Raw genomic sequence first — 22,337 nt, forward strand, 5'->3', positions numbered from 1 at the left:
GCGGGGCTGGGGCTTTCGCTCGTCCAGGCCGTCGCGCACCTGCACGAGGGGCGGGTCGAACTCGCCGACGCCGCGCCGGGCTTGCGCGTCGCGATCGTGCTCGGGCGGGAGGCGGGCGCGCAGGACTGATCTGTCGGCGTGAAATTTTGCCCGCGCGGTGAACCGTTTGGCGCCGCGCCGCCTTGCTCTTTGGCACGAAATCCAGCACACGGCTGGCCATACGAAAAGCCATGACCGGGGAGAGCAACGCCAATGGCCGCAATGATCGATACGACCAGCAGCACCGATCCGGACGGGAACGGCGAGGAAGTGCCCGGCGGCCACGTCGACGCGCCCGAGCTGCGCTACTTCGTGTTCGCGCTGTTCTTCATCTTCGGCGGCATCACCAGCCTCAACGACGTCATCATTCCCAAGCTCAAGGAGCTGTTCACGCTCAGCTACACCGAGGCGATGCTGGTGCAGTTCTGCTTCTTCACCGCCTATGCGGTGATCGGCATTCCCGGCGCGATGCTGGTGCGCAAGCTGGGCTACATGCGCGGCGCGGTGGCGGGGCTCGTGGTCATGATCGTGGGCTGCCTGGCCTTCATCCCGGCCTCGCAGACGGCCTATTACCCGCTGTTCCTCGCTGCTTATTTCGTGCTCGCGGCGGGCGTGGTGATCGTCCAGGTGGTCTCCAACCCGCTGATCAGCCTGCTCGGCCCGCGCAAGACCACCAGCTCGCGCCTGACCTTCGCGCAGGCCTTCAATTCGCTGGGCACCACGCTGTTTCCGATGGGCGGCTCGATCCTCATCCTGGGCAGTCTCGCGCATGTTTCGGCAAGCGAGTTGAGCGGCGTGGCGCTTGACACCTACCGGCGCGAGGAAAGCCGGGCGATCGTCCACGGCTATCTCGGCGTCGCGGTGGCGCTGGCGTTCGTTGCGCTGGCGGTCTGGCTGTTCCGCAACCGTCTGCCCGCCGAGCGGCACGAGACGCGCGGGCACCACAGTCTGTTCGAACGCCTCGGGCTCGACCTGCTGAGGCGCATGCGCTTTGGCTATGGCGCGTTGTGCATCTTCCTTTACGTCGGGGCCGAGGTGACGATCGGTTCGTTGATCGTAAGCTACGTCATGCAGGATCACGTCCTCGCGCTGCCCGAGGCGAGCGCGGGCAAGCTCATCAGCGTCTACTGGGGCGGGGCGATGGTCGGCCGGTTCATCGGCTCGGCGGTGCTGCGGATGTTCAGTCCGGGCAAGGTGCTGACCTTCAACGCGCTGGCCGCGCTGGTGCTGATTGCGGTGTCGACCCATTCGGGCGGGCCTGTCGCGGCCTACAGCCTGCTCGCGGTGGGCCTGATGAACTCGGTGATGTTCCCGACCATCTTCAGCCTTGCGTGTGAAAAGCTGGGGACGCGCGCGGCCGATGGCTCGGGGATCATCAACGTGGCGATCTGCGGCGGGGCGATCATTCCGGTGGCGACCGGGGCGCTGGCCGATGCCACCGGGGGCAACCTGTCGATCGCGCTGGCGCTGCCCGCGCTGTGCTACGCGGTGATCGCGGGCTTCGGGCTCTACGCGCGCAAGCCGGCCTGAACGGGCCGGCCGGTGACGGCCGCGGCGCCGGGGCGATCTGTTCCGGCGCCGGCGCGCGCGCGTGGGGTTAACAAACCTTCAAACAATGCCCGGTAGATTTGCGCGCATGAACCGCCCGATCATCCCCCGTCGCTCGGTGCGCAAGCCGGTCTCGATGGCGGTGCAGTGCCGCACCCAGAGTGGCCTGCGCGATTCGGGCGAGATCTTCGACATTTCAGCCGAAGGGTGCTGCCTGCAGCTGGCCGGGCTGTTCCTCAAGGTCGGCGCGCGGCTGATTCTGCGGCCGAGCGGGCTCGAAGCCTTCAGCGGGGTGGTGCGCTGGATCAGCGGTGACTTTGCCGGGATCGAGTTCGACCGCCCGATGTACGGCCCGGTCGTCGACCATCTGGCGCTGCAACACGCCGCGCGCATCGAATACCGCCGGGCCTGAACCCGAATTCCGCGCGATCAGCCGCGCCGCGCGGTGGCGAGCGGTTGTGCGGTGACCGGATACCCCTGGTCGTCGGGGATCGTCAGCCAGGGCCCGTCGGCGCGCTTGTCGATCACCGGGTGGATGCGGCGCACGGCACGCCTTGCCAGGTCCGCCAGCGCCTCTTCATGGCTGGCAAAACGCGCCAGGCGCTCCAGATTGCGCAAGGTGGGAAAGATCACCGCGATCTCCCCGCGTTCGGCCATGGCCAGCGCCTCGGACGCGCTGGCCCAGAACAGCCGCGTGTTCTCGGTCGCATCGACCGCGATCTCGACCTGCCCGGTGCCCAGGTTGGCAAGGAAGAAGCGCGTGTCGAAAGCCTTGTCCTGCCACGGGCACCAGTGCGCGAAGAAGGCCAGGCGTTCGGGTGCGAGTTGCCAGCCCATGCACTCGAGCACCGGGGCCAGCGCGCCGGTTTCGAGCAGTCGCGCGCGCCCCTCGCGCACCGCCTGCGGATCGAGCGGGGCGCAGCCCGCGACGAGCAGCCCGGTCTCCTCGAGCGTCTCGCGGATCGCGGCGATGCGCGCGGCGCTCATCTCGATCGGCATGTCGGGCAAGAGGTGGGCGGCAAGCGCGCGATCGGCGGGATCGACCCGGCCACCGGGAAAGACCGCAGCGCCTGCGGCAAAGCGCATCGTTGCGGCGCGTTCGAGCAGGAGGAGTTGCGGGGGCGCGCCGGGCCGGGGGTTGTCCCGAAAGACCACGACGGTCGCCGCAGGGATGACCTGGGGGCCATCGTCGGCCATGGCTTCGTCGCTGGGCGGGGAGATCGGGAAAGTGGGCCTGGTCATCGTGGGGGCCTGTTTGCGCGGCGCGGCAGCGGCAGGCAAGAGACAATGGCGCGCGGGACAGGGGTTGGGAGGTCAGGGGCGGATCGGGTCAGGGTGTCGGCAGAGCTTACACATGGTGTCGCCAAGGGTATCACTTGCGCCGGACGATTCACGAATTTTGCAGGGTTTGAGCGATCTGGCACGCTCCATGCTTACTCTCTCGCGTACCTGAGAGCAGTCTCGTTAGAGGCAGGACCTGCGCGCCAAGGCGTTCCGGTCCTGCCTCCCCGAGACCGGCCCGGTAAGCCCTGAGCGCATCGGCGCACCGCTCCCTCAATCCATCGTTCTGCCGTGCGCTGCGCCGCATCGCGTTTGTGCGCATCGCGGGTTGTGGCGGCTGTCTGGCGGGCAGAACGGCAAAAAGGGCCCGCGATCGTTGCCGGTCGGGGCCCTTTGCAAGGGACTGCGATGGGCAGGCCGGATCAGGCCTGCGGCGCGATTCCCGCTTCGGTGACGAGCTGCTGAAGCTCACCGGCCTCGTACATTTCCATCATGATGTCGCTGCCGCCGACGAACTCACCCTTGATGTAGAGCTGGGGGATCGTGGGCCAGTCGGAGAAGGCCTTGATGCCCTGACGGATTTCCTGGTCCTGCAGCACATCGACCGATTCGTAAGCCACGCCCAGATGGTCGAGAATGGCCACCGCACGGCTCGAAAAGCCGCACTGCGGGAAAAGCGGGGTGCCCTTCATGAAGAGGACCACGTCGTTGGACTTCACAAGTTCGCCAATGCGGGCGTTAACGTCGGACATTTGCTGATCCTTAAATGCGTATGGGCGTCAGTTGGGAATGGCGGTGGTCAGTTGCAAGGCATGGAGTTCGCCGCCCATGCGCCCGCCGAGCGCTTCGTAGACCATCTTGTGCTGGGCCACGCGCATCTTGCCCGCGAACTGCGGGGCGACGACATGCGCGGCGTAGTGGTCGCCGTCACCGGCAAGGTCGGTGATGGTCACCTCGCTGCCGGGCAGGGCGTCCTTGATGAGGCGCTCGATCTCGCTGGCGGGCATCGCCATTCTTGCTTCTCCTGAAGGTCATGGGGCCGCCGGACTTGAACGTCCGGTCGGCCTGAAAGGGCGCTGGCCGGGGTGCGGCTCAGGCGGTGCCGAGGAAGGCGCGGCGGGCCTCGACCTGCTTGGCGTCGAGCGCGGCGCGCACTTCGCCCTCGCTGGTGTCGACACCAGCGGCGGTGATGTCGCCAAGGAGCTTGCGGATGACGTCTTCGTCACCGGCTTCCTCGAAGTCGGCCTGGACCACGGACTTGGCGTAAGCCTCGGTCTCGGCATCGGACAGGCCCATGCGCGCGGCGGCCCATTCGCCGACGAGGCGGTTGCGGCGGGCCTGGATGCGAAACTGCGTTTCGGCTTCCTGTTCGGCCTGGGTCTTGGGCGCGGACCCCGGATCGTTGAAACTCTTCATTGCCTAACCCCGGAAAAATGGAGCCTGCGGGGCCGACCGCGAAGGGGCGGCGCCATGGGCTGTTGCCATAGCCGATAAGCCGGGCTGGCCCGGTGTTCAATCCCGTTTGCGCGCTGCGGCCTCCGCGCGCAAGGGCGATGCCCCCGCGCGAGGGCGGGATCAGGCGGTGTGGCGCGTGGGATGCGCAAGGAAAGGCATGGTCTCGCCGGTGCGCGCTTCGTAGGCCGAAATGGTGGCGTCCTGCGCCAGTGTGAGGCCCACCTCGTCGAGCCCGTTGAGCAGGCAATGCTTGCGGAAAGGATCGATCTCGAACAGGAAACGGTCCTGGAACGGGGTCGTAACCGTTTGATGTTCAAGGTCGATACTGATCGGGTCGGTTTTCGCGACTTCCAGCAGCCGATCGATCGCGTCCTGGGGCAGGGCCACGGTCAGGATGCCGTTCTTGAACGCGTTGCCTGAGAAGATGTCCGAGAAGCTGGGTGCGATCACGCAGGTCACACCCATGTCGAGCAAGGCCCAGGCGGCGTGTTCGCGGCTCGACCCACAGCCGAAGTTGTCGCCAGCGATAAGGATCGGGGCGCCTGCGAAGGCGGGGTCGGTGAAGACGTTGCCCGGCTCCTTCTTGACCGATTCGAGGCACCCCTTGCCCAGCCCGTCGCGCGTCACCGTCTTGAGCCAGTGCGCCGGGATGATGACGTCGGTGTCGACGTTCTTGCGGCCGAAGGGATAGGCCTTGCCGGAAACTTGCGAAATCGGGGTCATGTCGGGTCTTCTTCTCAGTCGGTCTCGTGCGCGCGTTCGGGGCGCGTCGGGGCGTTCTTCTCGGCGCGCGACTTGCGGCGCTTGACGAAGAGCAGCGCTGCGGCGATCGCGGCCGAGCCGATGGCGGCGCCGGCGGCGAGAGCCGCGCGTCCGGCCAGCGAGGTGTCCTTGTCGTCGGTCATGGTCGTCTCTCTTGTGTCAGGCCCGGGATCAGGAATTTTCGGAAAGCGTGCGCACGTCGGTCAGGTGGCCGGTCACTGCGGCGGCGGCGGCCATCGCCGGGCTGACGAGGTGGGTGCGCGCGCCCGGACCCTGGCGGCCGGTGAAGTTGCGGTTGCTGGTCGAGGCGCAGCGTTCGCCCGAGGGAACCTTGTCGGGGTTCATCGCCAGGCACGCCGAGCAGCCCGGCTCGCGCCATTCGAGGCCCGCCTCAATGATGATCTTGTCGAGCCCTTCGGCCTCGGCCTGTTCCTTGACCAGACCCGAGCCGGGCACGACGATCGCCCACTTGACGCCCGGCGCCTTCTTGCGGCCCTTGAGAATCGCGGCGGCGGCGCGGATGTCCTCGATGCGGCTGTTGGTGCACGAGCCGATGAACACGTTCTCCACCGCGATGTCGGTGAGCCGGGTGCCCGGGGTCAGGCCCATATAGTCAAGGCTGTGCTTTACCGCGTCGCGCTTGGAGGCGTCGGCAAAGTCCTCGGGCGCGGGAACCACGCCGCCGATCGGGGCGGTGTCCTCGGGGCTGGTGCCCCAGGTGACGGTGGGCTGGATGTCCTCGGCGCGGATGTGGACGCTCTTGTCATAGGTCGCGCCCGGATCGCTGGCGAGGCTCTGCCACCAGGCGACGGCCTTGTCCCAATCGGCGCCTACGGGCGCGTAGGGGCGGCCCTTGACGTAGGCGAAGGTGGTCTCGTCGGGCGCGACGAGACCCGCGCGCGCACCGCCCTCGATCGACATGTTGCACACCGTCAGGCGGCCTTCGATCGACATTTCGCGGAACACGTTGCCGGTGTATTCGATGACGTAGCCGGTGCCGCCCGCGGTGCCGATCACGCCGATGATGTGCAGGATCACGTCCTTGGGCGAGACGCCCGCGCCCAGCGTACCCTCGACGTTGACCTGGAAGGTCTTGGACTGCTTGAGCAGCAGGGTCTGCGTCGCCATGACATGCTCGACCTCGCTGGTGCCGATGCCGAAGGCCAGCGCGCCCAGCCCGCCGTTGCAGGCGGTGTGGCTGTCACCGCACACGATCGTCGCGCCGGGCAGCGAGAAGCCCTGTTCGGGGCCGATGACGTGGACGATGCCCTGCTCGCGGTCGGCGTCGCCGATGTAGCGGATGCCGAATTCGGGGGCGTTGCGCTCGAGCATGTCGAGTTGCTGCGCGCTCTGTGGGTCGGCGATGGGAATGCGCTTGCCGTTGGCGTCGCGCCGCGCGGTGGTGGGCACGTTGTGGTCGGGCACGGCGATGTGAAGGTCGGGCCGGCGCACCTTGCGACCGCTCACGCGCAGGGCTTCGAAGGCCTGCGGGCTGGTCACTTCGTGGACGATGTGACGGTCGATGTAGATGAGGCAGGTGCCGTCGTCGCGGGTGTCGACGACGTGGGCGTCCCAGATCTTCTGGTAGAGCGTGCGCGGCTGTTTGGTCATGATGCGACGCGATTAGGCGCGCTCGGCGGGCAATTCAAGCCGTTCGAGCGCGCCGTTCGGTCTGTTTCGTCCAACGGGTGCGCGATACGCGATATTTTGTGTCGCCTGCCCGATGGTTATCCGCTCAGCGCTTGTGCTGGGTGGGCTTCGCGCTCGGCTTGGTGCCAGTCTTCTTCGTGACGGTCTTCTTGGCCACGGCCTTCTTGGTGGTCGTCTTCTTGGCCGGAGTCTTCTTCACGACCTTCTTGGTGACGGTCTTCTTGGCCGGGGTCGTGGCGTGCGCGCTTGCCGAGTGAGTCGGGGTGGGCGCGGCCATCGCGGGCAGCGTGGCGCCAAGGCCGAGCGAGAGAGCCAGCGCGGGGGCGAGGATGCGGGCGAGAGTCTTCATGATAAGGTCCTGTTTCTTCTACAAGTTGCGTGACGTTGGGAGGGGTTCCCGTGCGTTCAGAACTAGGCCGCTCTAGATGAACGCGGGTGAAATCATAAGTCGCACGATCTTGTTTCTTTGTAACATGTTGTAGCAAGCGCCCGGAGTGGGTGCGGGCCCCCCGCCAAGGACGCGCGATCGAGCGCTGACAGCGGCGGGCATGCACGCTAAGACGGGGCGGTGAGCCTGTTCATCCCCTTCCTGATCGTTTTTGCCAGCGCGGCCGCGATGGAGCTGGTCGCCTGGTCGAGCCACAAGTACGTCATGCATGGCTTTGGCTGGGCCTGGCACCGCGACCACCATGAGCCGCACGACAGGGTGCTTGAAAAGAACGATCTCTTTGCGCTGGTCGGGGCGGCGATGAGCGTTTCCATGTTCGCGCTGGGTTCCCCGCTGGTGCTGGGCGCGAGCGCCTGGTGGCCGGGCACCTGGATCGGGCTCGGCATCCTGGTCTACGGTATCGTCTATACCCTCGTCCACGATGGGCTGGTCCATCAGCGCTATTTCCGCTGGGTGCCCAAGCGCGGCTACGCCAAGCGGCTGGTCCAGGCGCACAAGCTGCACCACGCGACGATCGGCAAGGAAGGCGGGGTGAGCTTCGGTTTCGTGATCGCGCGCGATCCGGCGAAACTGAAACGCGAACTGGCCCGTCAACGCGAACAGGGCAAGGCGCGGGTGCGTGAGGCGGTGCAGGACTAGGCGGGGAAGGCGCCCGGCGGCAACCGCGCCCGGTTTCGCGAGTTGAAAGGTCCCTGATCTTCAAGGAGACCGAGCAGGTGATCGATACGGCGGGCGAAACGGACGGCGTGGCCTCGCGGCCCCTCGTCGACGAGGTGCTCAGCGAGGAGCAACGCGCCGAGGAACAGCGCAAGGCCGAACAGAAGGCCGAGCGCGAGAACACCCAGCGCGAGATCGAAAGCGGCAATTCCACCCTGACCCGGCGCGAGCAGCGCCGCGTCTCGGCGCACAGCCGGCTGACCGCGCTGACCGTGTTCTCGATCATCCGCAGCGAGGGCGAGGAGGAACTGCGCCGGCCGACCTCGTCGCTGTGGTGGTCGGGGATCGCGGCGGGGATCGGGATTTCGACCTCGGTCTTCGCGCAGGCGCTGCTCTATGGCGCGCTTGAAGGCAGCCCCAATCGCTGGCTGGTCTCGAGCCTGGGGTACGCTGTGGGGTTCGTGCTGGTGATCCTCTCGCGCCTCCAGCTGTTCACCGAGAACACGCTGAGCGTGGTCCTGCCGATGCTGTCCGAACCCAGCTGGGGCAAGCTTGGCCAGTCGGCGCGGCTCTGGGCGATCGTGCTCTCGGCCAATTTCATCGGCACCTTCCTCACCGCCTTCTTCGTCATCGTGATGTCGACCGGGGCGGACGGGCAGGTTGCGCCGGGCGTCCAGGCGATGCTCGAGGTTTCGCAGCACGCCGCGCATTCGGTGGGCCTAACCGCGCTGGTCAAGGCGATCCCGGCGGGCTTCTTCATCGCCGCTCTGGTGTGGATGCTGCCCAGCTCCAAGGGGTTCGAGATCTGGGTGATCCTGCTGTTCACCGCGCTGATCGCGGCTGGCGGCTTCACCCACGTCATCGCCGGATCGACCGAGATGTTTCTCCTCGTCATCAACGGGCAGATGGGTATCCTCGAGGCCTTCACGGGCTATCTCGTGCCCACCTTTGCGGGCAACGTGATCGGCGGGACGGGCCTCTTCGCGATGCTCGCCTATGGTCAGATTCACGCCGAGATTTGACGTGTGAAGGCGTTGATGCGGCTTATTCCGCGCGGGTCCAGATCCAAGGGCCGATCACCGCCAGCACGCCGAGCGGGATGAAGGCGATGGGAAAGCCCGCGACAAGCCAGGTGAACGGCACCGAACAGGTCATCGCGGTGATGGCCGCGATCTTGCCCTTGCGGCTGATCGCGCGCCGGTCGCGCCAGGCGCGCAAGTGCTCGCCGTGCTTGGGGTGGTTGTAGAGCCGTTCGGCCCATTCGGGGTGGCTCTTGGAAAAGCACCAGGCCGCCAGCAGGTAGAACACGACCGTGGGCATCACCGGCAGGAAGATGCCGATCGTGCCGAGCGCGACGCCCAAGAGGCCGCCGATCAGCCAGATCGAGCGCTTGACCCGCTTCACGGGCTATCCGGCGGCGTAGCGCGCGGCGGTTTCCCGGATCAGCGCGATCATGTTGGGAACGCCCTGGGTGCGGTTCGAGGAGAGCTGGTTCTTGAGATCGAACGGGTCGAGCGCGGCGGGGATGTCGCTCGCCGCGACATCGGCGGCGGGCTTGTCCTGCACGGCGGCGATGACCAGCGCGACGATGCCCTTGGTGATCGCGGCGTTGCTGTCGGCCAGGAAATGCAGCGTGCCGTCATCCTGAGCCATGGGATAGACCCAGACCGAGGCCGAACAGCCGCGCACTTTGGTCGCGTCGGTCTTGAGCGCGTCGGGCATGGGGTCGAGTTCGCGGCCCAGCTCGATCAGCAGGCGGTAGCGTTCGTCGCCATCGAGGAACTCGTACTCTTCGCGGATGTCGTCAAGGCTGCGCATGGGGTTTCATTTAGCCCGCGCGCCTGCAAGGACAAGGGGTGATTGCCAGCACGCGCCCTTCTGTGTCAGGGAAAAATCCATGAGCGCCCAACCCGCCACCCCCCGCAGCCACCCCTTCTTCGCCATGCACGAACACGGTTTCGTGCGGGTGGCGACCTCGACCCCGCGCGTGCGGCCCGCCGACGTCGCCTACAACCGCGATCAGATCCTGGCCGAGGCGCGCCGCGCGCACGAGGCGCATGTCGACCTGCTGGTGTTTCCCGAGCTGTGCCTGTCCTCTTACGCGATCGACGACCTGCACCTGCAAGGCGCGCTGATCGGCGCGGTGGAAGCCGCCGTGGGAGAGATCGTGGCGGCGAGTGCGGGCCTGTCTCCGGTGCTGCTGGTCGGCGCGGCGCTGGTCAAGGGCGCCAGCCTCTACAACTGCGCGCTGGTGATCGCGCATGGCCGCCTGCTCGGCGTGGTGCCCAAGTCGTTCCTGCCCAACTACCGCGAGTTCTACGAAAAGCGCTGGTTCGCCAGTGGCAAGAGCGTGCGCGGTGCGACCATCACCGTGGGCGGGCATACCGTGCCGTTCGGGGTCGATCTGGTGTTCGCCTCCGAGGTGCTGCCCCATTTCCGCTTCTGCGCGGAAATCTGCGAGGATGTCTGGGCGCCCACGCCCCCCAGCACGCTCGGCGCGCTCGCAGGGGCGGTGATCTTGTGCAACCTGTCGGCCTCGAACATCGTCATCGGCAAGTCGGACGAGCGCCACGCGCTGTGCCGTTCGCAATCCTCGCGCACCTCCTCGGCCTATGTCTACTGCGCGGCGGGGCATGGCGAGAGCACGACCGACCTCGCCTGGGACGGGCAGGGGGTGATCTACGAGCTGGGCGAATGCCTTGGCGAATCGGAGCGTTTTTCGCTCGAACCGCAGCTGTGCGTGGCCGACATCGATTGCGAGCGCCTGCTGGCCGACCGCTTGCGCCTGCCCACCTTCGCCGACGCCGCCGAACTCGCGGGCTGCCCCGAGGAGAGCTTCCGCACGGTGCTCTTCCGCCATGCCCCGGCGCGTGGGGACATCGGCCTTGCCCGTGCGGTCAGCCGCTTTCCCTTCGTGCCCGACCGGGCCGAGAAGCTCGATGCGGACTGCTTTGAGGCGTTCAACATCCAGGTCGACGGGCTCATGCGCCGGATCGAATCGAGCGGCGCCAGATCGCTGGTGATCGGGGTTTCGGGCGGGCTCGATTCGACCCACGCGCTGATCGTCGGCGCGCGCGCGTGCGACCGGCTGGGCCTGCCGCGCACGTTCATCCGCGGTTACACCATGCCCGGCTTCGCGACGAGCGAGGGCACCAAGTCGAACGCCTGGAAGCTGATGACGGCGCTTGGCATCACCGCCGGCGAAATCGACATCCGCCCCGCCGCCACGCGCATGCTGGAGGACATCGGCCACGCCTTCGCCGAGGGTGAGCCGGTCTACGACGTGACGTTCGAGAACGTGCAGGCGGGCCTGCGCACCGACTATCTGTTCCGCCTCGCGAGCCAGCATGGCGGCTTCGTGCTGGGTACGGGCGATCTGTCGGAGCTGGCGCTGGGGTGGTGTACTTATGGCGTGGGCGACCAGATGAGCCACTATGCGGTCAATGCGGGTGTGCCCAAGACGCTGATCCAGTACCTCATCCGCTGGTGCGCGCTGGGCGCGGACTTCGCAGGTGACACCGGCGCCGTGCTGCTGGCGATCCTCGATACCGAAATCTCGCCCGAACTGGTGCCGGCAGGCGCCGACGGCGCGATCCAGAGCACCGAGGAGAAGATCGGGCCTTACGCGCTCAACGATTTCTTCGTGCACCACGTCATGCGCTTCGGACAGAAACCCTCCAAGGTCGCCTTCCTCGCCTGGCACGCCTGGCACGATGCGCAGGCGGGCGGCTGGCCCGCGGATTTTCCCGCCGATCGCAAGGTGGCTTACGATCTGGCGGTGATCCGTTCGTGGCTGGAGAAGTTCCTGCGCCGCTTCTTCGCCTTCAGCCAGTTCAAGCGTTCGGCCATTCCTAACGGGCCCAAGGTTTCCTCGGGCGGAGCGCTCAGCCCGCGCGGCGACTGGCGCGCGCCCAGCGATGCCCGTGCCGATCTCTGGCTCGCCGAGCTCGACGCGCGTGTGCCCTTTAAATCAGAGCCTTAAGCACTTCGAAACCGGCGTCGCCTAGGGCCTCGGCCCGAGGTGCTCCAGGGGGTGAAGATGGTCCAGTTTCTGCGCGCGGTGCTGCGCCACAAGATTGGTTTCGGGGCGCTCGCGGCGTTTTCGGTGTTCGTCTATACCGGGCTCAAGGCGCCGTCGGGCCCGCGCGCGCCGACGCCCTTGCACATCGCCGCAGCGGTGCTTGCCTTTGCCGGCAAGGGCATCGAGCCCAGGCGCTGAAAGGCCGCTCGAAAACGCTGGAAGGCGTCCTTCCGCGCCCGTTGTGAACGGCCTCAGTCGCGCAGCGCGTCGATTTCCTTGGCGAGATCCTTGCCGCGCCGTTCGTCGGTGGCGATGCGTTCGAGCACGTTGATCCGCTCGCGCAGCCGCGCGATCTCGTCCTCGAGCTCTTTTTCGTGCGGGTCGCCGCGGCCCAGTCGCGCGATGCCGCGCTGCGAATCGCCACCGGGCAGATGCAGCCGCTTGGCGCGCAGGAACGTCACGCAGCCGACGATGAAGATGACGACGACGGCCGTCCAGAAACTCATTGTTCGAACCTCACTGTGCAGTCACCTCCAGCGGCCGTCCTGAAGCGATGGCAGGCGGTTCCCCTGCGCGCAGCGCTTCGATCTGCAGGGCGATGTCGTCCGCCTGGGCGCCCTGCGTGGCTATTCTTTCGAGCACCCGCACGCGCTTTTCAAGCTCGGACTTGGCTTCGGCGACAGGGAGTGTGCCCGCCGCGAGTTCGAGCTTGCGCTCGAGAAAGGCCAGCCGGCGCTTGTAGGCGCCCGCCAGGATGCCCACCATCGCGACCAGGGCGCTCATCACGGCGCACAGGCCCATGAAATCTCCAAAGCTCATTGGCGGGTTTCCTCGAGGCGCAGCTCGGTGGCGATCGCGCGCGCCTCGCGCAGCGATTCGATCTGGCGGGCAACGTCGTAGCCCTGGTCGGTGACGATCCGCTCGATCGCCGCGAGGCGATCCTTGGCGGCGCTCATCTCGGCGCGTAGCTCGGCGTTTTCCTGGGTCAGCAGCTGCACGCGCGCCTGCGCCTCGCCGTTGTCCCTGGGGTAGATGCTCTTGCCCCAGGAGTTTTCCAGCGGATAGCCGTGGCGCATGCGCAGCCAGTTGTTGAAGATCCAGCCGACGGTGATGACCAGGCAGCTTCCCAGGATCACGGGCGCCAGATCGGCGATCATTCCAGGATCGATGCTCATCGCGCGCGCTCCTTAGTTGACGGTTGGATCGGGTGCTGGCGGCTGGTGCTGGCGTTCGACGCTACGCTGGTCGCGCAGCGCCTCGATCTGCAGCGCGGTGTCGTAGCCGCCATCGGTGATGATCCGCTCGAGCACGCGCACGCGCTCTTCGAGCTCGCGCGCGTTCGAGGCGTATTGGGCGGCCTTTTCGGCGGTATCGTGCAGCTGCAGTTCGGCGAGCCGGCGCTGATGCTTGGTCCAGATGGCCAGCCCTGCGATCAGGAAAGGGGCGAGCGGAATGAGGAGCGCGAGTGTACCGTGATCCATGGTCTTTGTCCCTGTCGTGCCCTTGGATGGGATGGGAGAGGTAGCTTAGAGCGGTTTTCGATCAGACTGCATCAGATCTACCGCTCTGGAATTTTGTTTTGACGCATTTTCTGAACCGTCAGGTGATTCCACCTGACGGGAAAATGCTCTAGCGCAGGCTCTCGATTTCGGCGGCGAGGCGCGCGTTCGAATTCGAATAGTGCGCTTCCATGTCGGCCACGCGCCGGTCGATGTCGCTCAGTTCGCCGTGCAGGCGCTCGCTGCGGCCAACGCCCGCCTTGCGCGCGCGGCGCCGCTCGACCCGGCGCAGCAGGCGTTCTTCTTCCTGCGCGCTGTAGCCGCTCATCGGGCGCTTGTCGGCGATCAGCGCGACGGCGATGTAGATGGCGATGACGATCGGAAAGCCGAGCAGCAGGAGCATGACCGCCCCCAGCCGGATCCACAGCGCGTCGACATCGGTGTAGTCGGCGATACCGGCGCACACGCCGGCAAGCTTGGCGTTCGACTTGTCGAGATAGAAATGGCCGCGTGACACTGTACTGGTCCCCTCTCTTGGGTTGTCCGTGCAGGGGATGAGCCCTGCGCCCCCGGACCTCTCCCCTCTGGCGAGGGGTGTTGCATGGGCCGGCGCGCGTTCCGGGAGCGGCGCGCCCTGGCCCGTGGTTGATCGGGTTACTGCCCGGTGGAGCGATCCTCGCCCATCGACTTCTTCATCGCGGCCAGTTCGGCCTCGATCGAGTCGCCATCGGCGAGCGCTGCGATTTCATCGGCGAGCGTCGGCTGGCGGGCATCGCCCAGGCTCATCGCTTCGGCGCGGCCTTCGGCGTAATCGACCCGGCGTTCGAGCTGGTCGAAGCGGGCGAGCGCTTCGTCGACGCGTTCGTTCGACAGCAGCGTGCGCAGCTTGACCCGGTTCTCCGCGCTCTTGAGCCGCGCGGCGATCGCGCTCTGGCGGCTGCGGGCTTCGCGCAGGCGGGTCTGCAGCTTCTCGATGTCGGCTTCGTAGGCGCGCAGCGAATCGTCGAGCACGGCCACTTCCTCGCGCAGCTGGTCGGCCATGTCGGCCGCCTTCTTCTTTTCCAGCAGGGCAGCGCGGGCAAGATCCTCGCGGTCCTTGCTGAGCGCGAGCTGCGCCTTGTCGGCCCAGTCGGCCTGGAGCTTGTCGAGCTTGTCGACGTGGCGCTTGAGCTCCTTCTGGTCGGCGATGGTGCGCGCCGAGCTGGTGCGCACTTCGACCAGGGTCTCCTCCATTTCCAGGATGATGAGGCGAATCATCTTGGCCGGGTCTTCCGCCTTGTCGAGCATGTCGGTGAAATTGGCGGCGATGATGTCGCGGGTGCGGGAGAAGATACCCATGCTGAGGTGTCCTTTTGGTGTGCTCGGGCGAAACGTGCGGTGCGCGTGCGGGGCGTCGAAGTCGTTGGCGGGGCGATAGCCGCGCTGGCGATCCGGACCGTGCGCGGCGGGCGCGTCCTTGTGGAGAATTTCGATTTCCGCGTCGAGCCTGCTCATGCCAGCGGCACTCCGCACACGGTTGCGGCGTAGGCCTTGGCCGGGCCGATATGGTCGGCCAGCGCGACGAGGTTGAGCGCGCCCATGGCGAACAGGCTGATGATGATGGCCCAGTCGAGCCTGGTGCGCGCCAGCGTCGAACGCAGGGGCTTGGTCTCGTAGTCGGACCCGGTCCGTTCCGGGCTGGCGGGGCGCAGCGGCATGACGTGGTTCCTCATGAAAAGGTGTCTCTCTGAACGACGACAGGCATTGCAGGGGGCGTGCCAAATGGAACGAATGGCCAATTTACGTGCATTTGTGGGCGCTATCGCGGGCAAGCGACAAAGATGAATTGCCAATGAATGGGAAATTTTGCTAACTATTGGGAATGGATCGCGATGTTCAGTTCGTCGGCCAGTCGATGGCCTTTCTCGACGCGGTCGAACGGACCAGCCGCGCCGCGCCGATCGGGCGCCCGGTGCTCGTCATCGGGGAGCGCGGCACGGGCAAGGAGCTGATCGCCCAGCGCCTTCACCGTCTCTCGCCGCGCTGGGACCAGCCGCTCATTACGCTCAACTGCGCCGCGTTGCCCGAAACGCTGATCGAGGCCGAGCTGTTCGGCCACGAGGCGGGGGCCTTTACCGGCGCGACCCGCGCGCGGGCGGGCCGGTTCGAGGAGGCCGACGGCGGCACGCTGTTCCTCGATGAGCTGGGCAATCTCTCGATGGCGGCGCAAGAGCGGCTGCTGCGCGCGATCGAATATGGCGAAGTGGCGCGCATCGGCGCCTCGCGCCCGGTGACGGTCGACGTGCGGATCGTGGCTGCGACCAACGCGGACCTGCCCGCGATGGCGCGCAACGGAGACTTTCGGGCCGACCTGCTCGACCGGCTGAGCTTCGAGGTCATCACCCTGCCGCCGCTGCGCGCGCGTGAGGGCGATGTCTTCGAGCTGGCCGACTACTACGGGCGGCGCATGGCGGCCGAACTGGCCTGGGAGGGCTGGCCGGGCTTCGCGCCCGCCGCGCTCGACGCACTGGAAGGCTATGCCTGGCCGGGCAACGTGCGCGAGTTGCGCAACGTGGTCGAACGCGCGGTCTACCGCTGGGACGACAGCGAGGCGCCGATCGAGGTGGTGGTGTTCGACCCTTTCGTCAGCGAATGGAGCGCGCGGGGCGATTCGCCGGGAGCGGCATCGGTGCCCGCGGCGTCGGTCCGGCCGGTGTCGGCATCGCCCGCCGCGCTTCCCGACCTGTCGTCTGGCGGCCCGGTGGGCGCGTCCCCGCCGGGCGTCGACCAGGTGCTGCCGGTCCCTGCGGACTTGCGCGCGGCGGTCGAGGCGCACGAACGCGCCCTGCTGCTCGCCGCGCTCGAGGCGCATCGCTGGAACCAGCGGCGCACCGCCGCGGCCGTGGGGCTGACCTACGACCAGCTGCGCCATTGCCTCAAGAAGCACGCGCTGGGGCCCGGCGCGGGGGCGTGACGATTCGGGCCCGGACTCCGGCCCGGCTCGGGCTCGCGTCTTCGGGGTGCGCAGGGGCGTGTCGGCCGGTCGTTGCCGCAAGGCAACTGGTCGAGCGTTGTGGAGCCTTGGGCGAATGGGGCGCCTCGCCGGGGTGGACGGGGCGTGCGCAAGCGGTCATGGCGCACGAGGCAATTCCCGAGACGTGGCCTTTTTGCTACAGGGGATCGTCCAGCCGTCAGTTCCCTGTCCCATCGAGCGAGCGCTGTCCAAGCCATGCCTGTCGAGATCGATGAAAGCCAAGCCCGTGCGCTGCTCGACGGATTGACCGTCAAGCAGGTGGAGGTGCTCGACCGTCTCGTCCTGCACCGCACGACGAAGGAAATTGCGCGCGACCTGGAGATTGCGCCCAACACCGTCGACCAGCGTATCGCGGGCGTGCGCGAGAAGTGGGGGACCGCCAACCGCAAGGAAACCGCGCGCCGTTACGCGCGGCTGCGCGACCTATGTGGAAAAAACACATATGGATTTTCCCGTGTCGACGATCCGCCGGCAATCCCCGAAAACCTGCTTCAGGACATGCCGGACCAACCGCACTTCGTCCTTTCCGATACCGTCTCGCTGGGCCGGCTGCCGGAATGGCTCGAAGACTTTCGCAGTGAGGAGGGACCGGCAGGCCTGGAGGCCTTGGACCGCAAATTCGGGCGGATGGGGCGTCTTGTGGCGATCGTGCTGCTGACGATGTTGATGGCCATCATCCTGGCCACATCGCTGGCGGTAGCCGATGCGCTCGAGCGCCTGATCTGACGGACCCGGAGGCGCAGACCCCTGGTGCAAGCCTTCTCTCGATCAACCGGGGCGCCTGCGGAGACGAAGACATGACCATGACTCCTGAAGTTGCCACCTTGCGTATCGGCCGCTCGGTCAAGTCGGTCGAAGACGCCATGGACGAGCTGCTGGCGCGTTCGGGCGAACTGCTGGCCGAGATGGCCCGTGCCCGTGTCGCCACCGCCGAGGCCGCCCACACCGGGCAGCGCCCGATGATGCGCATCGCGGCGATGCAGCAGAATCTGGTGGCTGCGCGCAGCGATCTGGTGCGCGCCCACGCCGATCTTTCGAAGCTGGCCGAGACCATGGACATTCCGGTCTCGGGCTGCCCCGAGGATAGCCTCGATGCCGCCGAAACGGGCCGCGCGGCGGCGGAATGCGCCGCCTGACGTCCGCAGCGGGCCGGGGCGCGAGCGATGGGAGACGAAACGATCGTCCTGCATGCCTTCCTGCCCGCCTTTTTCATTCTTCTCGTCGTCAGTCCGGGCCTTGCGGCCTGGAAGGGGGGCGAGCCCGAGCGCCTGGGCGGCCTGGTCATCCTGGCCATGTGGGGGCTGCAGTCGTTCGGCGAGTATTTTCTGCCCAGCCGTTTCAGCACGGTCGATCCGGTGGCATTCTGCAGCGATCTGGTCGGCACGCTGGGCTTCGGGTTCATTGCGCTTCACGCGCGGAGGGTGTGGCCACTATGGGCGGCAAGTCTGCAACTGCTCAGCCTGAGCGCGCACTTCGCGCGGTGGGCGGACATCGGCATTCCCAAGATCGTCTATGCGCTGATGCGCGGCGGGCCGACTTTCGTGGTGATGCTGGTGCTGCTGGCCGGAACGCTGGCGCACTGGCGCCGGATGCGGCGCGTGGCGGTCGACCATCCCTGGCAGAGCTGGCGGACGGGCTCGGGCAAATCGGGCTGCTGAGCAGGGCCCTGCCTGGTCTGCTGGTCGACGTTCTGGGCGCGCGGCGCGAGGAAGTTCTGCTGGCGCTCTACGCCGATCGCGAAGGTCGCCATCTGGGGCATCTGGTGCTGGTGGGCGGAGCGAGCCGGATCGGCGGGCGCTATCGCATGCTGATCGAGCCGGCGCTACGGCTGGGGGCAAGGGTGATCGTGCTGGCGCACAACCACCCCTCAGGCGATCCCACGCCGAGTGGTGCGGACATCGTCATGACCCGCGGCCTGCTCGCGCTGGCACGGGTGCTCGATGTCGAGCTGGTCGATCATCTGGTGGTGGGTGGCCGGCGTGTGTGCAGCATGCGCGCGGACGCGGTCTTCGCGGCGCCGCAGGCGGCTGGCGGGGCATCCGCAGGGCCTGCCGGAATACGTGTCGAGAGGGCGTCGTCCGCCGATTGCGCACGGTGGAGGGCGCAAGGCGGGCGGCGCCGCGCGGCCGCCTGAGAGGGGCGCGCGCAAACGAACGGTTTTTGCGACTTCGTCGTCGGGTTGTTTCGCCCCGATTCCAACCCGCGACGGAGCACATGGGGGAGTGATGGTCTGTCAGGCGCCCACCGGCTCGCCGGTGGGCGTCAGACGGCAGGCCATCCTTCATTTGGCGGCGGGGTGCCCCCGAAGCACTCCGCCGTCCTTTTTGCGTTCGGGCGTGAGGCCTTGCGTGGCCCGGACCGCCGCGGCCCCTGCGTCGTGTGGGACGTTTCCCTTGCATCGCGGCGCAAATGCGCCTATCGGACGTGCATCCCGACATTGGTGAAACATGGATCGGGCTGGCGCCGGACAGGGGCCGGCACGAAACCGCGTTTCTTCAAGCGTTTGGTCCCCTGATTTGCCCCGATGGCGATTCGCCTCTGATTCGCCGCCAAGGGCGCCCCCTGATTCGCCGCAAGGCGCATCGCAGATCTGTACCGGAGTTTTGCTTGACCGATATCGCGCGTCTCATCGAAGTCATCGAGCCCGAGGTGAAGGCCCTCGGCTTCGACCTCGTGCGCGTGAAGCTGTTCGGCAAGAGCGAAGTGGGCGACGAGGAAATCGCGCTCCAGATCATGGCCGAACGTCCGGCCACCGGCCAGCTCGTGCTCGATGACTGCGTGGCGCTCTCGCACCGTGTGTCGGATCGCATGGACGCGCTCGAAGAGGCGGGCGAAGTGCTGATCGAGGAGGCCTACCGGCTCGAGGTCAGCTCGCCCGGCATCGACCGCCCGCTGACCCGCGTCAAGGACTACGCCAACTGGGCCGGCCACGAGGCGCGCGTCAATCTGACTGCGCCGGTCGAGGGTAACCGCAAGGCGCTCCACGGCGATCTCGTCGGGATCGAAGGGGAGCCCGGCGCCGAGATCGTCACGCTCGACGATCGCAAGTCGGGCAAGGTTTCCTTCCCGCTCGGGGACATTCATTCCGCCAGGCTCGTCCTTACCGACCGCCTGATCGCANGGCGCTCCACGGCGATCTCGTCGGGATCGAAGGGGAGCCCGGCGCCGAGATCGTCACGCTCGACGATCGCAAGTCGGGCAAGGTTTCCTTCCCGCTCGGGGACATTCATTCCGCCAGGCTCGTCCTTACCGACCGCCTGATCGCAGCCACCCGCCCGCTCGACACCAGCGGTGCGGACGACATTCTTGAGGAACAGGAAGACTAAGCCATGGCCAGTGCGATTTCCGCCAACCGTGCAGAGCTGCTCGCGATCGCCAACGCGGTCGCCTCGGAGAAGATGATCGACAAGACGATCGTCATCGAGGCGATGGAAGAGGCCATCCAGAAGTCGGCCCGCAACCGCTATGGCGCCGAGAACGACATCCGCGCCAAGCTCGATCCGCGCACCGGCGACTTGCGCCTGTGGCGCGTCGTCGAAGTGGTCGAAGAGGTTGAGGACTACTTCAAGCAGGTCGATCTCAAGCAGGCCCAGAAGCTCGACAAGAACGCCACGCTCGGCGACTTCATCGTCGATCCGCTGCCGCCCGTTGACCTGGGTCGTATCGACGCGCAGTCGGCCAAGCAGGTGATCTTCCAGAAGGTCCGCGACGCCGAGCGTGATCGCCAGTACGAGGAATTCAAGGACCGCGCGGGCGAGATCATCACCGGCGTGATCAAGTCGGTCGAATTCGGCCACGTGATCGTCAACCTCGGCCGCGCCGAGGGCGTCATCCGCCGCGACCAGCAGATCCCGCGCGAAGCCGCCCGCGTCGGCGAGCGCGTGCGCGCCATCGTGCTGCGTGTCGAGCGCCAGAATCGTGGGCCGCAAATCTTCCTCAGCCGCGCGCACCCCGACTTCATGAAGAAGCTCTTCGCGCAGGAAGTGCCCGAGATCTACGACGGCATCATCGAGATCAAGGCCGCCGCCCGCGATCCGGGTTCGCGCGCCAAGATCGGCGTCATCAGCCACGACCACTCGATCGACCCGGTCGGCGCGTGCGTGGGCATGAAGGGCAGCCGCGTGCAGGCCGTCGTGCAGGAACTGCAGGGCGAGAAGATCGACATCATCCCCTGGAGCGAGGACACCGCGACTTTCGTCGTCAACGCGCTCCAGCCCGCGACCGTCAGCCGCGTCGTGATCGACGAGGAAGAGAGCCGGATCGAGGTCGTCGTGCCCGATGACCAGCTCAGCCTCGCGATCGGCCGCCGCGGCCAGAACGTGCGTCTCGCCAGCCAGCTGACCGGCTCGCAGATCGACATCATGACCGAGGCCGAGGCTTCGGAGAAGCGCCAGAAGGAATTCACCGAGCGCTCGAAGATGTTCGAGGAAGAGCTCGACGTCGACGAGACCCTCTCGCAGCTGCTGGTCGCCGAAGGCTTCACCGAGCTGGAGGAAGTCGCCTATATCGAACTGGGCGAACTGGCCGGGATCGAAGGCTTCGACGAGGAACTCGCCGAGGAACTCCAGAGCCGTGCGCACGAAGCGCTCGAGCGCCGCGAGGATGCCTATCGCGAACAGCGCCGCGCGCTGGGCGTCGAGGACGACCTCGCCACGCTGCCCCACCTCAACGAGGGAATGCTGGTGGTGCTGGGCAAGGCCGGCATCAAGACGCTCGACGATCTGGCCGATCTCGCCACCGACGAACTCATCGCCAAGAAGCGTTCCGAGCAGCGCCGCCGCGACGGTTCGGTCAACCGCCGCGCCCGCGACGAGGACAAGGGCGGTGTGCTGGGCGAATACGGCCTGAGCGAAGAGCAGGGCAACGAAATCATCATGGCCGCGCGTGCGCACTGGTTCGACGAAGAAGAACCGGTCGCCGAAGAAGCGCCCGCCGCAACCGAGGAGGCCGCCGATGCGGAATCCTCGCAATGAGCGCGTAAGCTCCGACATCGATAGCGCCGGCACGGAGAGGACCTGCATCCTCTCCGGCCGCAAAGCCGCGCGCGACGAGCTCATCCGTCTGGCGATCTCGCCCGACGGTCTGGTGCTTCCCGATATCCACGCACGTGCCCCTGGGCGCGGGGCGTGGATCGGCGTTTCGCGATCGGACCTTGAAATTGCGCTGGCGAAGGGCAAACTAAAGGGAGCGATGGCGCGTGCCTTCAAGGGCGCGCCGCTGACCATTCCCGACGACCTTGCCGAGCGGATCGACACCGCTCTCCAACGTGCGCTGAGCGAACGCCTGGGTCTGGAACTCAAGGCCGGGCGCCTGCTGATGGGCTCGGACCGGATCGCGCAGAACGCCCGCGAGGGGAAGGTGGCCTGGCTTGCCCACGCCGCCGACGCCCGCGAGGACGGTTCACGCAAGCTGGACCAGGCCTGGCGCGTCGGGCGCGACGCCGAAGGCTCGGGACTGACGGGGACACGCTTGCCACTGGACCGCATGGCGCTGTCTGTGGCATTGGGCCGCGACAACGTCGTGCACTTGGCGCTTAACGATCGCGGTGCGGCCCAAAGGGTCGCCACACTGCTGACGCGACTCCTGCATTTTCAGGGGCAGGACCCTCCCGACTCGGGGGAGTCCGGAATGGATGATGGCAAAGGGCCGGCTCGCGCTGCTGTGCCCGCGACGACAGCCGACTGCGGTCGGGCACAGACGAATTGAGATTTGAAGGGCAAGACGAAACTTATGAGCGAGACCGATAACAAACCGACCCTGGGCCGCAAGCCACTCGGGCTGAAGCGTTCCGTGGAAGCCGGTGAGGTCAAGCAGACCTTCAGCCACGGCCGCACCAACAAGGTCGTGGTCGAAGTCAAGCGCCGCAAGGTGATCGGCAAGCCCGGCGCCGAGCCGGTCGCCGAGACCAAGGCCGAAGCCCCGGCGCCCAAGCCGGCCGCACCCGCTCCGGCGGAGCCCACGCCG

General features: G+C 67.0%; 31 protein-coding genes and 1 pseudogene. 15 read left to right on the forward strand and 17 right to left on the reverse strand.

Annotated features, from left to right (window positions below; all coding sequences use genetic code 11):
* Window positions 1-252: 252 nt before the first annotated feature.
* Together MTR62_RS14040 and MTR62_RS14045 are read left to right on the forward strand one after the other, a co-directional pair.
* Window positions 253-1,569, forward strand: a complete 1,317-nt coding sequence (locus tag MTR62_RS14040; protein ID WP_407672687.1) for a sugar MFS transporter — start codon at window positions 253-255, stop codon at window positions 1,567-1,569.
* Between the two features lie 106 nt (window positions 1,570-1,675).
* Entirely contained in the window at window positions 1,676-1,999 is a 324-nt protein-coding gene (locus MTR62_RS14045; RefSeq protein ID WP_244021945.1) for a PilZ domain-containing protein, read from the forward strand.
* A 17-nt stretch (window positions 2,000-2,016) separates the two neighbouring features.
* Here MTR62_RS14045 and MTR62_RS14050 read toward each other — a convergent pair whose 3' ends face one another.
* The 8 genes from MTR62_RS14050 to MTR62_RS14085 form a co-directional block, all read right to left on the reverse strand.
* A complete protein-coding gene (locus MTR62_RS14050) occupies window positions 2,017-2,829 on the reverse strand; it encodes an NUDIX hydrolase (RefSeq protein ID WP_244021947.1) in 813 nt (270 codons plus the stop codon).
* Window positions 2,830-3,290: 461 nt separating this feature from the next.
* The gene (gene grxD / locus MTR62_RS14055; RefSeq protein ID WP_244021948.1) at window positions 3,291-3,620 is read right to left on the reverse strand and encodes a Grx4 family monothiol glutaredoxin; all 330 of its coding nucleotides are present in this window, start codon (window positions 3,618-3,620) and stop codon (window positions 3,291-3,293) included.
* Window positions 3,621-3,647: 27 nt separating this feature from the next.
* Complete coding sequence (locus tag MTR62_RS14060) at window positions 3,648-3,881, reverse strand: BolA family protein (protein ID WP_244021950.1); 234 nt, start codon at window positions 3,879-3,881, stop codon at window positions 3,648-3,650.
* A 79-nt stretch (window positions 3,882-3,960) separates the two neighbouring features.
* Entirely contained in the window at window positions 3,961-4,284 is a 324-nt protein-coding gene (locus MTR62_RS14065) for a DUF1476 domain-containing protein (protein ID WP_244021952.1), read from the reverse strand.
* 159 nt (window positions 4,285-4,443) lie between these two features.
* Window positions 4,444-5,046 (reverse strand): 3-isopropylmalate dehydratase small subunit, encoded by a 603-nt coding sequence (gene leuD / locus MTR62_RS14070; protein WP_244021954.1) that lies wholly within the window; start codon window positions 5,044-5,046, stop codon window positions 4,444-4,446.
* A 14-nt stretch (window positions 5,047-5,060) separates the two neighbouring features.
* Window positions 5,061-5,228 carry a hypothetical protein gene (locus tag MTR62_RS14075; RefSeq protein ID WP_244021956.1) on the reverse strand — a complete coding sequence of 56 codons (168 nt, stop codon included), beginning with the start codon at window positions 5,226-5,228 and terminating at the stop codon, window positions 5,061-5,063.
* A 28-nt stretch (window positions 5,229-5,256) separates the two neighbouring features.
* Window positions 5,257-6,696, reverse strand: coding sequence for a 3-isopropylmalate dehydratase large subunit (gene leuC / locus MTR62_RS14080; RefSeq protein WP_244021958.1), 1,440 nt, complete (start codon window positions 6,694-6,696; stop codon window positions 5,257-5,259).
* Window positions 6,697-6,820: 124 nt separating this feature from the next.
* Window positions 6,821-7,084: a hypothetical protein gene (locus MTR62_RS14085; RefSeq protein WP_244021967.1), complete on the reverse strand. Its 264-nt coding sequence runs from the start codon at window positions 7,082-7,084 to the stop codon at window positions 6,821-6,823.
* 267 nt (window positions 7,085-7,351) lie between these two features.
* Between MTR62_RS14085 and MTR62_RS14090 the strand changes: the two genes are divergently transcribed.
* Window positions 7,352-7,822 carry a sterol desaturase family protein gene (locus tag MTR62_RS14090; RefSeq protein WP_244022012.1) on the forward strand — a complete coding sequence of 157 codons (471 nt, stop codon included), beginning with the start codon at window positions 7,352-7,354 and terminating at the stop codon, window positions 7,820-7,822.
* Between the two features lie 77 nt (window positions 7,823-7,899).
* On the forward strand, window positions 7,900-8,862 hold the full coding sequence (locus MTR62_RS14095) for a formate/nitrite transporter family protein (RefSeq protein WP_244021969.1): 963 nt from the start codon (window positions 7,900-7,902) through the stop codon (window positions 8,860-8,862).
* A 22-nt stretch (window positions 8,863-8,884) separates the two neighbouring features.
* Here MTR62_RS14095 and MTR62_RS14100 read toward each other — a convergent pair whose 3' ends face one another.
* Window positions 8,885-9,244 (reverse strand): YbaN family protein, encoded by a 360-nt coding sequence (locus MTR62_RS14100; RefSeq protein ID WP_244021971.1) that lies wholly within the window; start codon window positions 9,242-9,244, stop codon window positions 8,885-8,887.
* Window positions 9,245-9,247: 3 nt separating this feature from the next.
* Entirely contained in the window at window positions 9,248-9,658 is a 411-nt protein-coding gene (locus MTR62_RS14105; RefSeq protein WP_244021973.1) for a SufE family protein, read from the reverse strand.
* Window positions 9,659-9,737: 79 nt separating this feature from the next.
* Between MTR62_RS14105 and MTR62_RS14110 the strand changes: the two genes are divergently transcribed.
* The gene (locus tag MTR62_RS14110) at window positions 9,738-11,822 is read left to right on the forward strand and encodes an NAD(+) synthase (protein ID WP_244021975.1); all 2,085 of its coding nucleotides are present in this window, start codon (window positions 9,738-9,740) and stop codon (window positions 11,820-11,822) included.
* Between the two features lie 57 nt (window positions 11,823-11,879).
* The gene (locus MTR62_RS14115) at window positions 11,880-12,059 is read left to right on the forward strand and encodes a hypothetical protein (RefSeq protein WP_244021976.1); all 180 of its coding nucleotides are present in this window, start codon (window positions 11,880-11,882) and stop codon (window positions 12,057-12,059) included.
* A 53-nt stretch (window positions 12,060-12,112) separates the two neighbouring features.
* On the opposite strand, the gene MTR62_RS14120 is transcribed toward MTR62_RS14115, so the two are convergent.
* The 7 genes from MTR62_RS14120 to MTR62_RS14150 form a co-directional block, all read right to left on the reverse strand.
* Window positions 12,113-12,367, reverse strand: coding sequence for a hypothetical protein (locus MTR62_RS14120; RefSeq protein ID WP_244021979.1), 255 nt, complete (start codon window positions 12,365-12,367; stop codon window positions 12,113-12,115).
* Window positions 12,368-12,377: 10 nt separating this feature from the next.
* Window positions 12,378-12,680 carry a hypothetical protein gene (locus MTR62_RS14125; RefSeq protein WP_244021981.1) on the reverse strand — a complete coding sequence of 101 codons (303 nt, stop codon included), beginning with the start codon at window positions 12,678-12,680 and terminating at the stop codon, window positions 12,378-12,380.
* Window positions 12,677-13,036 carry a hypothetical protein gene (locus tag MTR62_RS14130; RefSeq protein ID WP_244021983.1) on the reverse strand — a complete coding sequence of 120 codons (360 nt, stop codon included), beginning with the start codon at window positions 13,034-13,036 and terminating at the stop codon, window positions 12,677-12,679. Before MTR62_RS14130 ends, MTR62_RS14125 begins: the two co-directional genes overlap by 4 nt.
* A gap of 12 nt (window positions 13,037-13,048) precedes the next feature.
* Window positions 13,049-13,342: a hypothetical protein gene (locus MTR62_RS14135; protein WP_244021985.1), complete on the reverse strand. Its 294-nt coding sequence runs from the start codon at window positions 13,340-13,342 to the stop codon at window positions 13,049-13,051.
* Window positions 13,343-13,490: 148 nt separating this feature from the next.
* Window positions 13,491-13,877, reverse strand: coding sequence for a PspC domain-containing protein (locus MTR62_RS14140; protein WP_244021987.1), 387 nt, complete (start codon window positions 13,875-13,877; stop codon window positions 13,491-13,493).
* 137 nt (window positions 13,878-14,014) lie between these two features.
* Window positions 14,015-14,854 carry a phage shock protein PspA gene (gene pspA, locus MTR62_RS14145; RefSeq protein WP_244021989.1) on the reverse strand — a complete coding sequence of 280 codons (840 nt, stop codon included), beginning with the start codon at window positions 14,852-14,854 and terminating at the stop codon, window positions 14,015-14,017.
* Window positions 14,851-15,072, reverse strand: coding sequence for a hypothetical protein (locus MTR62_RS14150; protein ID WP_244021991.1), 222 nt, complete (start codon window positions 15,070-15,072; stop codon window positions 14,851-14,853). The genes pspA and MTR62_RS14150 overlap by 4 nt, the downstream gene beginning before the upstream one ends.
* 149 nt (window positions 15,073-15,221) lie before the next feature.
* Here MTR62_RS14150 and pspF point away from each other — a divergent pair, with 149 nt between their 5' ends.
* From pspF to MTR62_RS14195, 9 genes and pseudogenes are all read left to right on the forward strand, one after another.
* Window positions 15,222-16,313 carry a phage shock protein operon transcriptional activator gene (pspF, locus tag MTR62_RS14155; protein ID WP_244022000.1) on the forward strand — a complete coding sequence of 364 codons (1,092 nt, stop codon included), beginning with the start codon at window positions 15,222-15,224 and terminating at the stop codon, window positions 16,311-16,313.
* Window positions 16,314-16,568: 255 nt separating this feature from the next.
* The gene (locus tag MTR62_RS14160) at window positions 16,569-17,099 is read left to right on the forward strand and encodes a LuxR C-terminal-related transcriptional regulator (RefSeq protein WP_244022002.1); all 531 of its coding nucleotides are present in this window, start codon (window positions 16,569-16,571) and stop codon (window positions 17,097-17,099) included.
* A 71-nt stretch (window positions 17,100-17,170) separates the two neighbouring features.
* On the forward strand, window positions 17,171-17,509 hold the full coding sequence (locus MTR62_RS14165; RefSeq protein WP_244022003.1) for a hypothetical protein: 339 nt from the start codon (window positions 17,171-17,173) through the stop codon (window positions 17,507-17,509).
* Window positions 17,510-17,536: 27 nt separating this feature from the next.
* On the forward strand, window positions 17,537-18,031 hold the full coding sequence (locus MTR62_RS14170; RefSeq protein ID WP_244022004.1) for a hypothetical protein: 495 nt from the start codon (window positions 17,537-17,539) through the stop codon (window positions 18,029-18,031).
* A gap of 32 nt (window positions 18,032-18,063) precedes the next feature.
* Window positions 18,064-18,507: a JAB domain-containing protein gene (locus MTR62_RS14175; RefSeq protein WP_268739866.1), complete on the forward strand. Its 444-nt coding sequence runs from the start codon at window positions 18,064-18,066 to the stop codon at window positions 18,505-18,507.
* A gap of 473 nt (window positions 18,508-18,980) precedes the next feature.
* Window positions 18,981-19,523 (forward strand): annotated as a pseudogene (locus MTR62_RS14180) (ribosome maturation factor); the annotation flags it as partial.
* Between the two features lie 179 nt (window positions 19,524-19,702).
* Complete coding sequence (gene nusA / locus MTR62_RS14185; RefSeq protein WP_244022006.1) at window positions 19,703-21,346, forward strand: transcription termination factor NusA; 1,644 nt, start codon at window positions 19,703-19,705, stop codon at window positions 21,344-21,346.
* A complete protein-coding gene (locus tag MTR62_RS14190) occupies window positions 21,327-22,079 on the forward strand; it encodes a DUF448 domain-containing protein (protein WP_244022007.1) in 753 nt (250 codons plus the stop codon). Before nusA ends, MTR62_RS14190 begins: the two co-directional genes overlap by 20 nt.
* A 24-nt stretch (window positions 22,080-22,103) precedes the next feature.
* Window positions 22,104-22,337: translation initiation factor IF-2 associated domain-containing protein (locus MTR62_RS14195; RefSeq protein ID WP_244022008.1), on the forward strand; the 234-nt coding region annotated here is incomplete at its 3' end.

The organism is Novosphingobium organovorum (assembly GCF_022832435.1).
Classification (GTDB): Bacteria; Pseudomonadota; Alphaproteobacteria; order Sphingomonadales; family Sphingomonadaceae; genus Novosphingobium; species Novosphingobium organovorum.

Bases quoted from the DNA above. Each gene is read 5' to 3' on its own strand.
- MTR62_RS14040 (WP_407672687.1), top strand. From the start codon at position 253: ATGGCCGCAATGATCGATACGACCAGCAGCACCGATCCGGACGGGAAC.
- MTR62_RS14045 (WP_244021945.1), top strand. From the start codon at position 1,676: ATGAACCGCCCGATCATCCCCCGTCGCTCGGTGCGCAAGCCGGTCTCG.
- MTR62_RS14050 (WP_244021947.1), bottom strand. From the start codon at position 2,829: ATGACCAGGCCCACTTTCCCGATCTCCCCGCCCAGCGACGAAGCCATG.
- grxD (WP_244021948.1), bottom strand. From the start codon at position 3,620: ATGTCCGACGTTAACGCCCGCATTGGCGAACTTGTGAAGTCCAACGAC.
- MTR62_RS14060 (WP_244021950.1), bottom strand. From the start codon at position 3,881: ATGGCGATGCCCGCCAGCGAGATCGAGCGCCTCATCAAGGACGCCCTG.
- MTR62_RS14065 (WP_244021952.1), bottom strand. From the start codon at position 4,284: ATGAAGAGTTTCAACGATCCGGGGTCCGCGCCCAAGACCCAGGCCGAA.
- leuD (WP_244021954.1), bottom strand. From the start codon at position 5,046: ATGACCCCGATTTCGCAAGTTTCCGGCAAGGCCTATCCCTTCGGCCGC.
- MTR62_RS14075 (WP_244021956.1), bottom strand. From the start codon at position 5,228: ATGACCGACGACAAGGACACCTCGCTGGCCGGACGCGCGGCTCTCGCC.
- leuC (WP_244021958.1), bottom strand. From the start codon at position 6,696: ATGACCAAACAGCCGCGCACGCTCTACCAGAAGATCTGGGACGCCCAC.
- MTR62_RS14085 (WP_244021967.1), bottom strand. From the start codon at position 7,084: ATGAAGACTCTCGCCCGCATCCTCGCCCCCGCGCTGGCTCTCTCGCTC.
- MTR62_RS14090 (WP_244022012.1), top strand. From the start codon at position 7,352: ATGGAGCTGGTCGCCTGGTCGAGCCACAAGTACGTCATGCATGGCTTT.
- MTR62_RS14105 (WP_244021973.1), bottom strand. From the start codon at position 9,658: ATGCGCAGCCTTGACGACATCCGCGAAGAGTACGAGTTCCTCGATGGC.
- MTR62_RS14110 (WP_244021975.1), top strand. From the start codon at position 9,738: ATGAGCGCCCAACCCGCCACCCCCCGCAGCCACCCCTTCTTCGCCATG.
- MTR62_RS14115 (WP_244021976.1), top strand. From the start codon at position 11,880: ATGGTCCAGTTTCTGCGCGCGGTGCTGCGCCACAAGATTGGTTTCGGG.
- MTR62_RS14120 (WP_244021979.1), bottom strand. From the start codon at position 12,367: ATGAGTTTCTGGACGGCCGTCGTCGTCATCTTCATCGTCGGCTGCGTG.
- MTR62_RS14125 (WP_244021981.1), bottom strand. From the start codon at position 12,680: ATGAGCTTTGGAGATTTCATGGGCCTGTGCGCCGTGATGAGCGCCCTG.
- MTR62_RS14130 (WP_244021983.1), bottom strand. From the start codon at position 13,036: ATGAGCATCGATCCTGGAATGATCGCCGATCTGGCGCCCGTGATCCTG.
- MTR62_RS14135 (WP_244021985.1), bottom strand. From the start codon at position 13,342: ATGGATCACGGTACACTCGCGCTCCTCATTCCGCTCGCCCCTTTCCTG.
- pspA (WP_244021989.1), bottom strand. From the start codon at position 14,854: ATGAGCAGGCTCGACGCGGAAATCGAAATTCTCCACAAGGACGCGCCC.
- MTR62_RS14150 (WP_244021991.1), bottom strand. From the start codon at position 15,072: ATGAGGAACCACGTCATGCCGCTGCGCCCCGCCAGCCCGGAACGGACC.
- pspF (WP_244022000.1), top strand. From the start codon at position 15,222: ATGGATCGCGATGTTCAGTTCGTCGGCCAGTCGATGGCCTTTCTCGAC.
- MTR62_RS14160 (WP_244022002.1), top strand. From the start codon at position 16,569: ATGCCTGTCGAGATCGATGAAAGCCAAGCCCGTGCGCTGCTCGACGGA.
- MTR62_RS14165 (WP_244022003.1), top strand. From the start codon at position 17,171: ATGACCATGACTCCTGAAGTTGCCACCTTGCGTATCGGCCGCTCGGTC.
- MTR62_RS14170 (WP_244022004.1), top strand. From the start codon at position 17,537: ATGGGAGACGAAACGATCGTCCTGCATGCCTTCCTGCCCGCCTTTTTC.
- nusA (WP_244022006.1), top strand. From the start codon at position 19,703: ATGGCCAGTGCGATTTCCGCCAACCGTGCAGAGCTGCTCGCGATCGCC.
- MTR62_RS14190 (WP_244022007.1), top strand. From the start codon at position 21,327: ATGCGGAATCCTCGCAATGAGCGCGTAAGCTCCGACATCGATAGCGCC.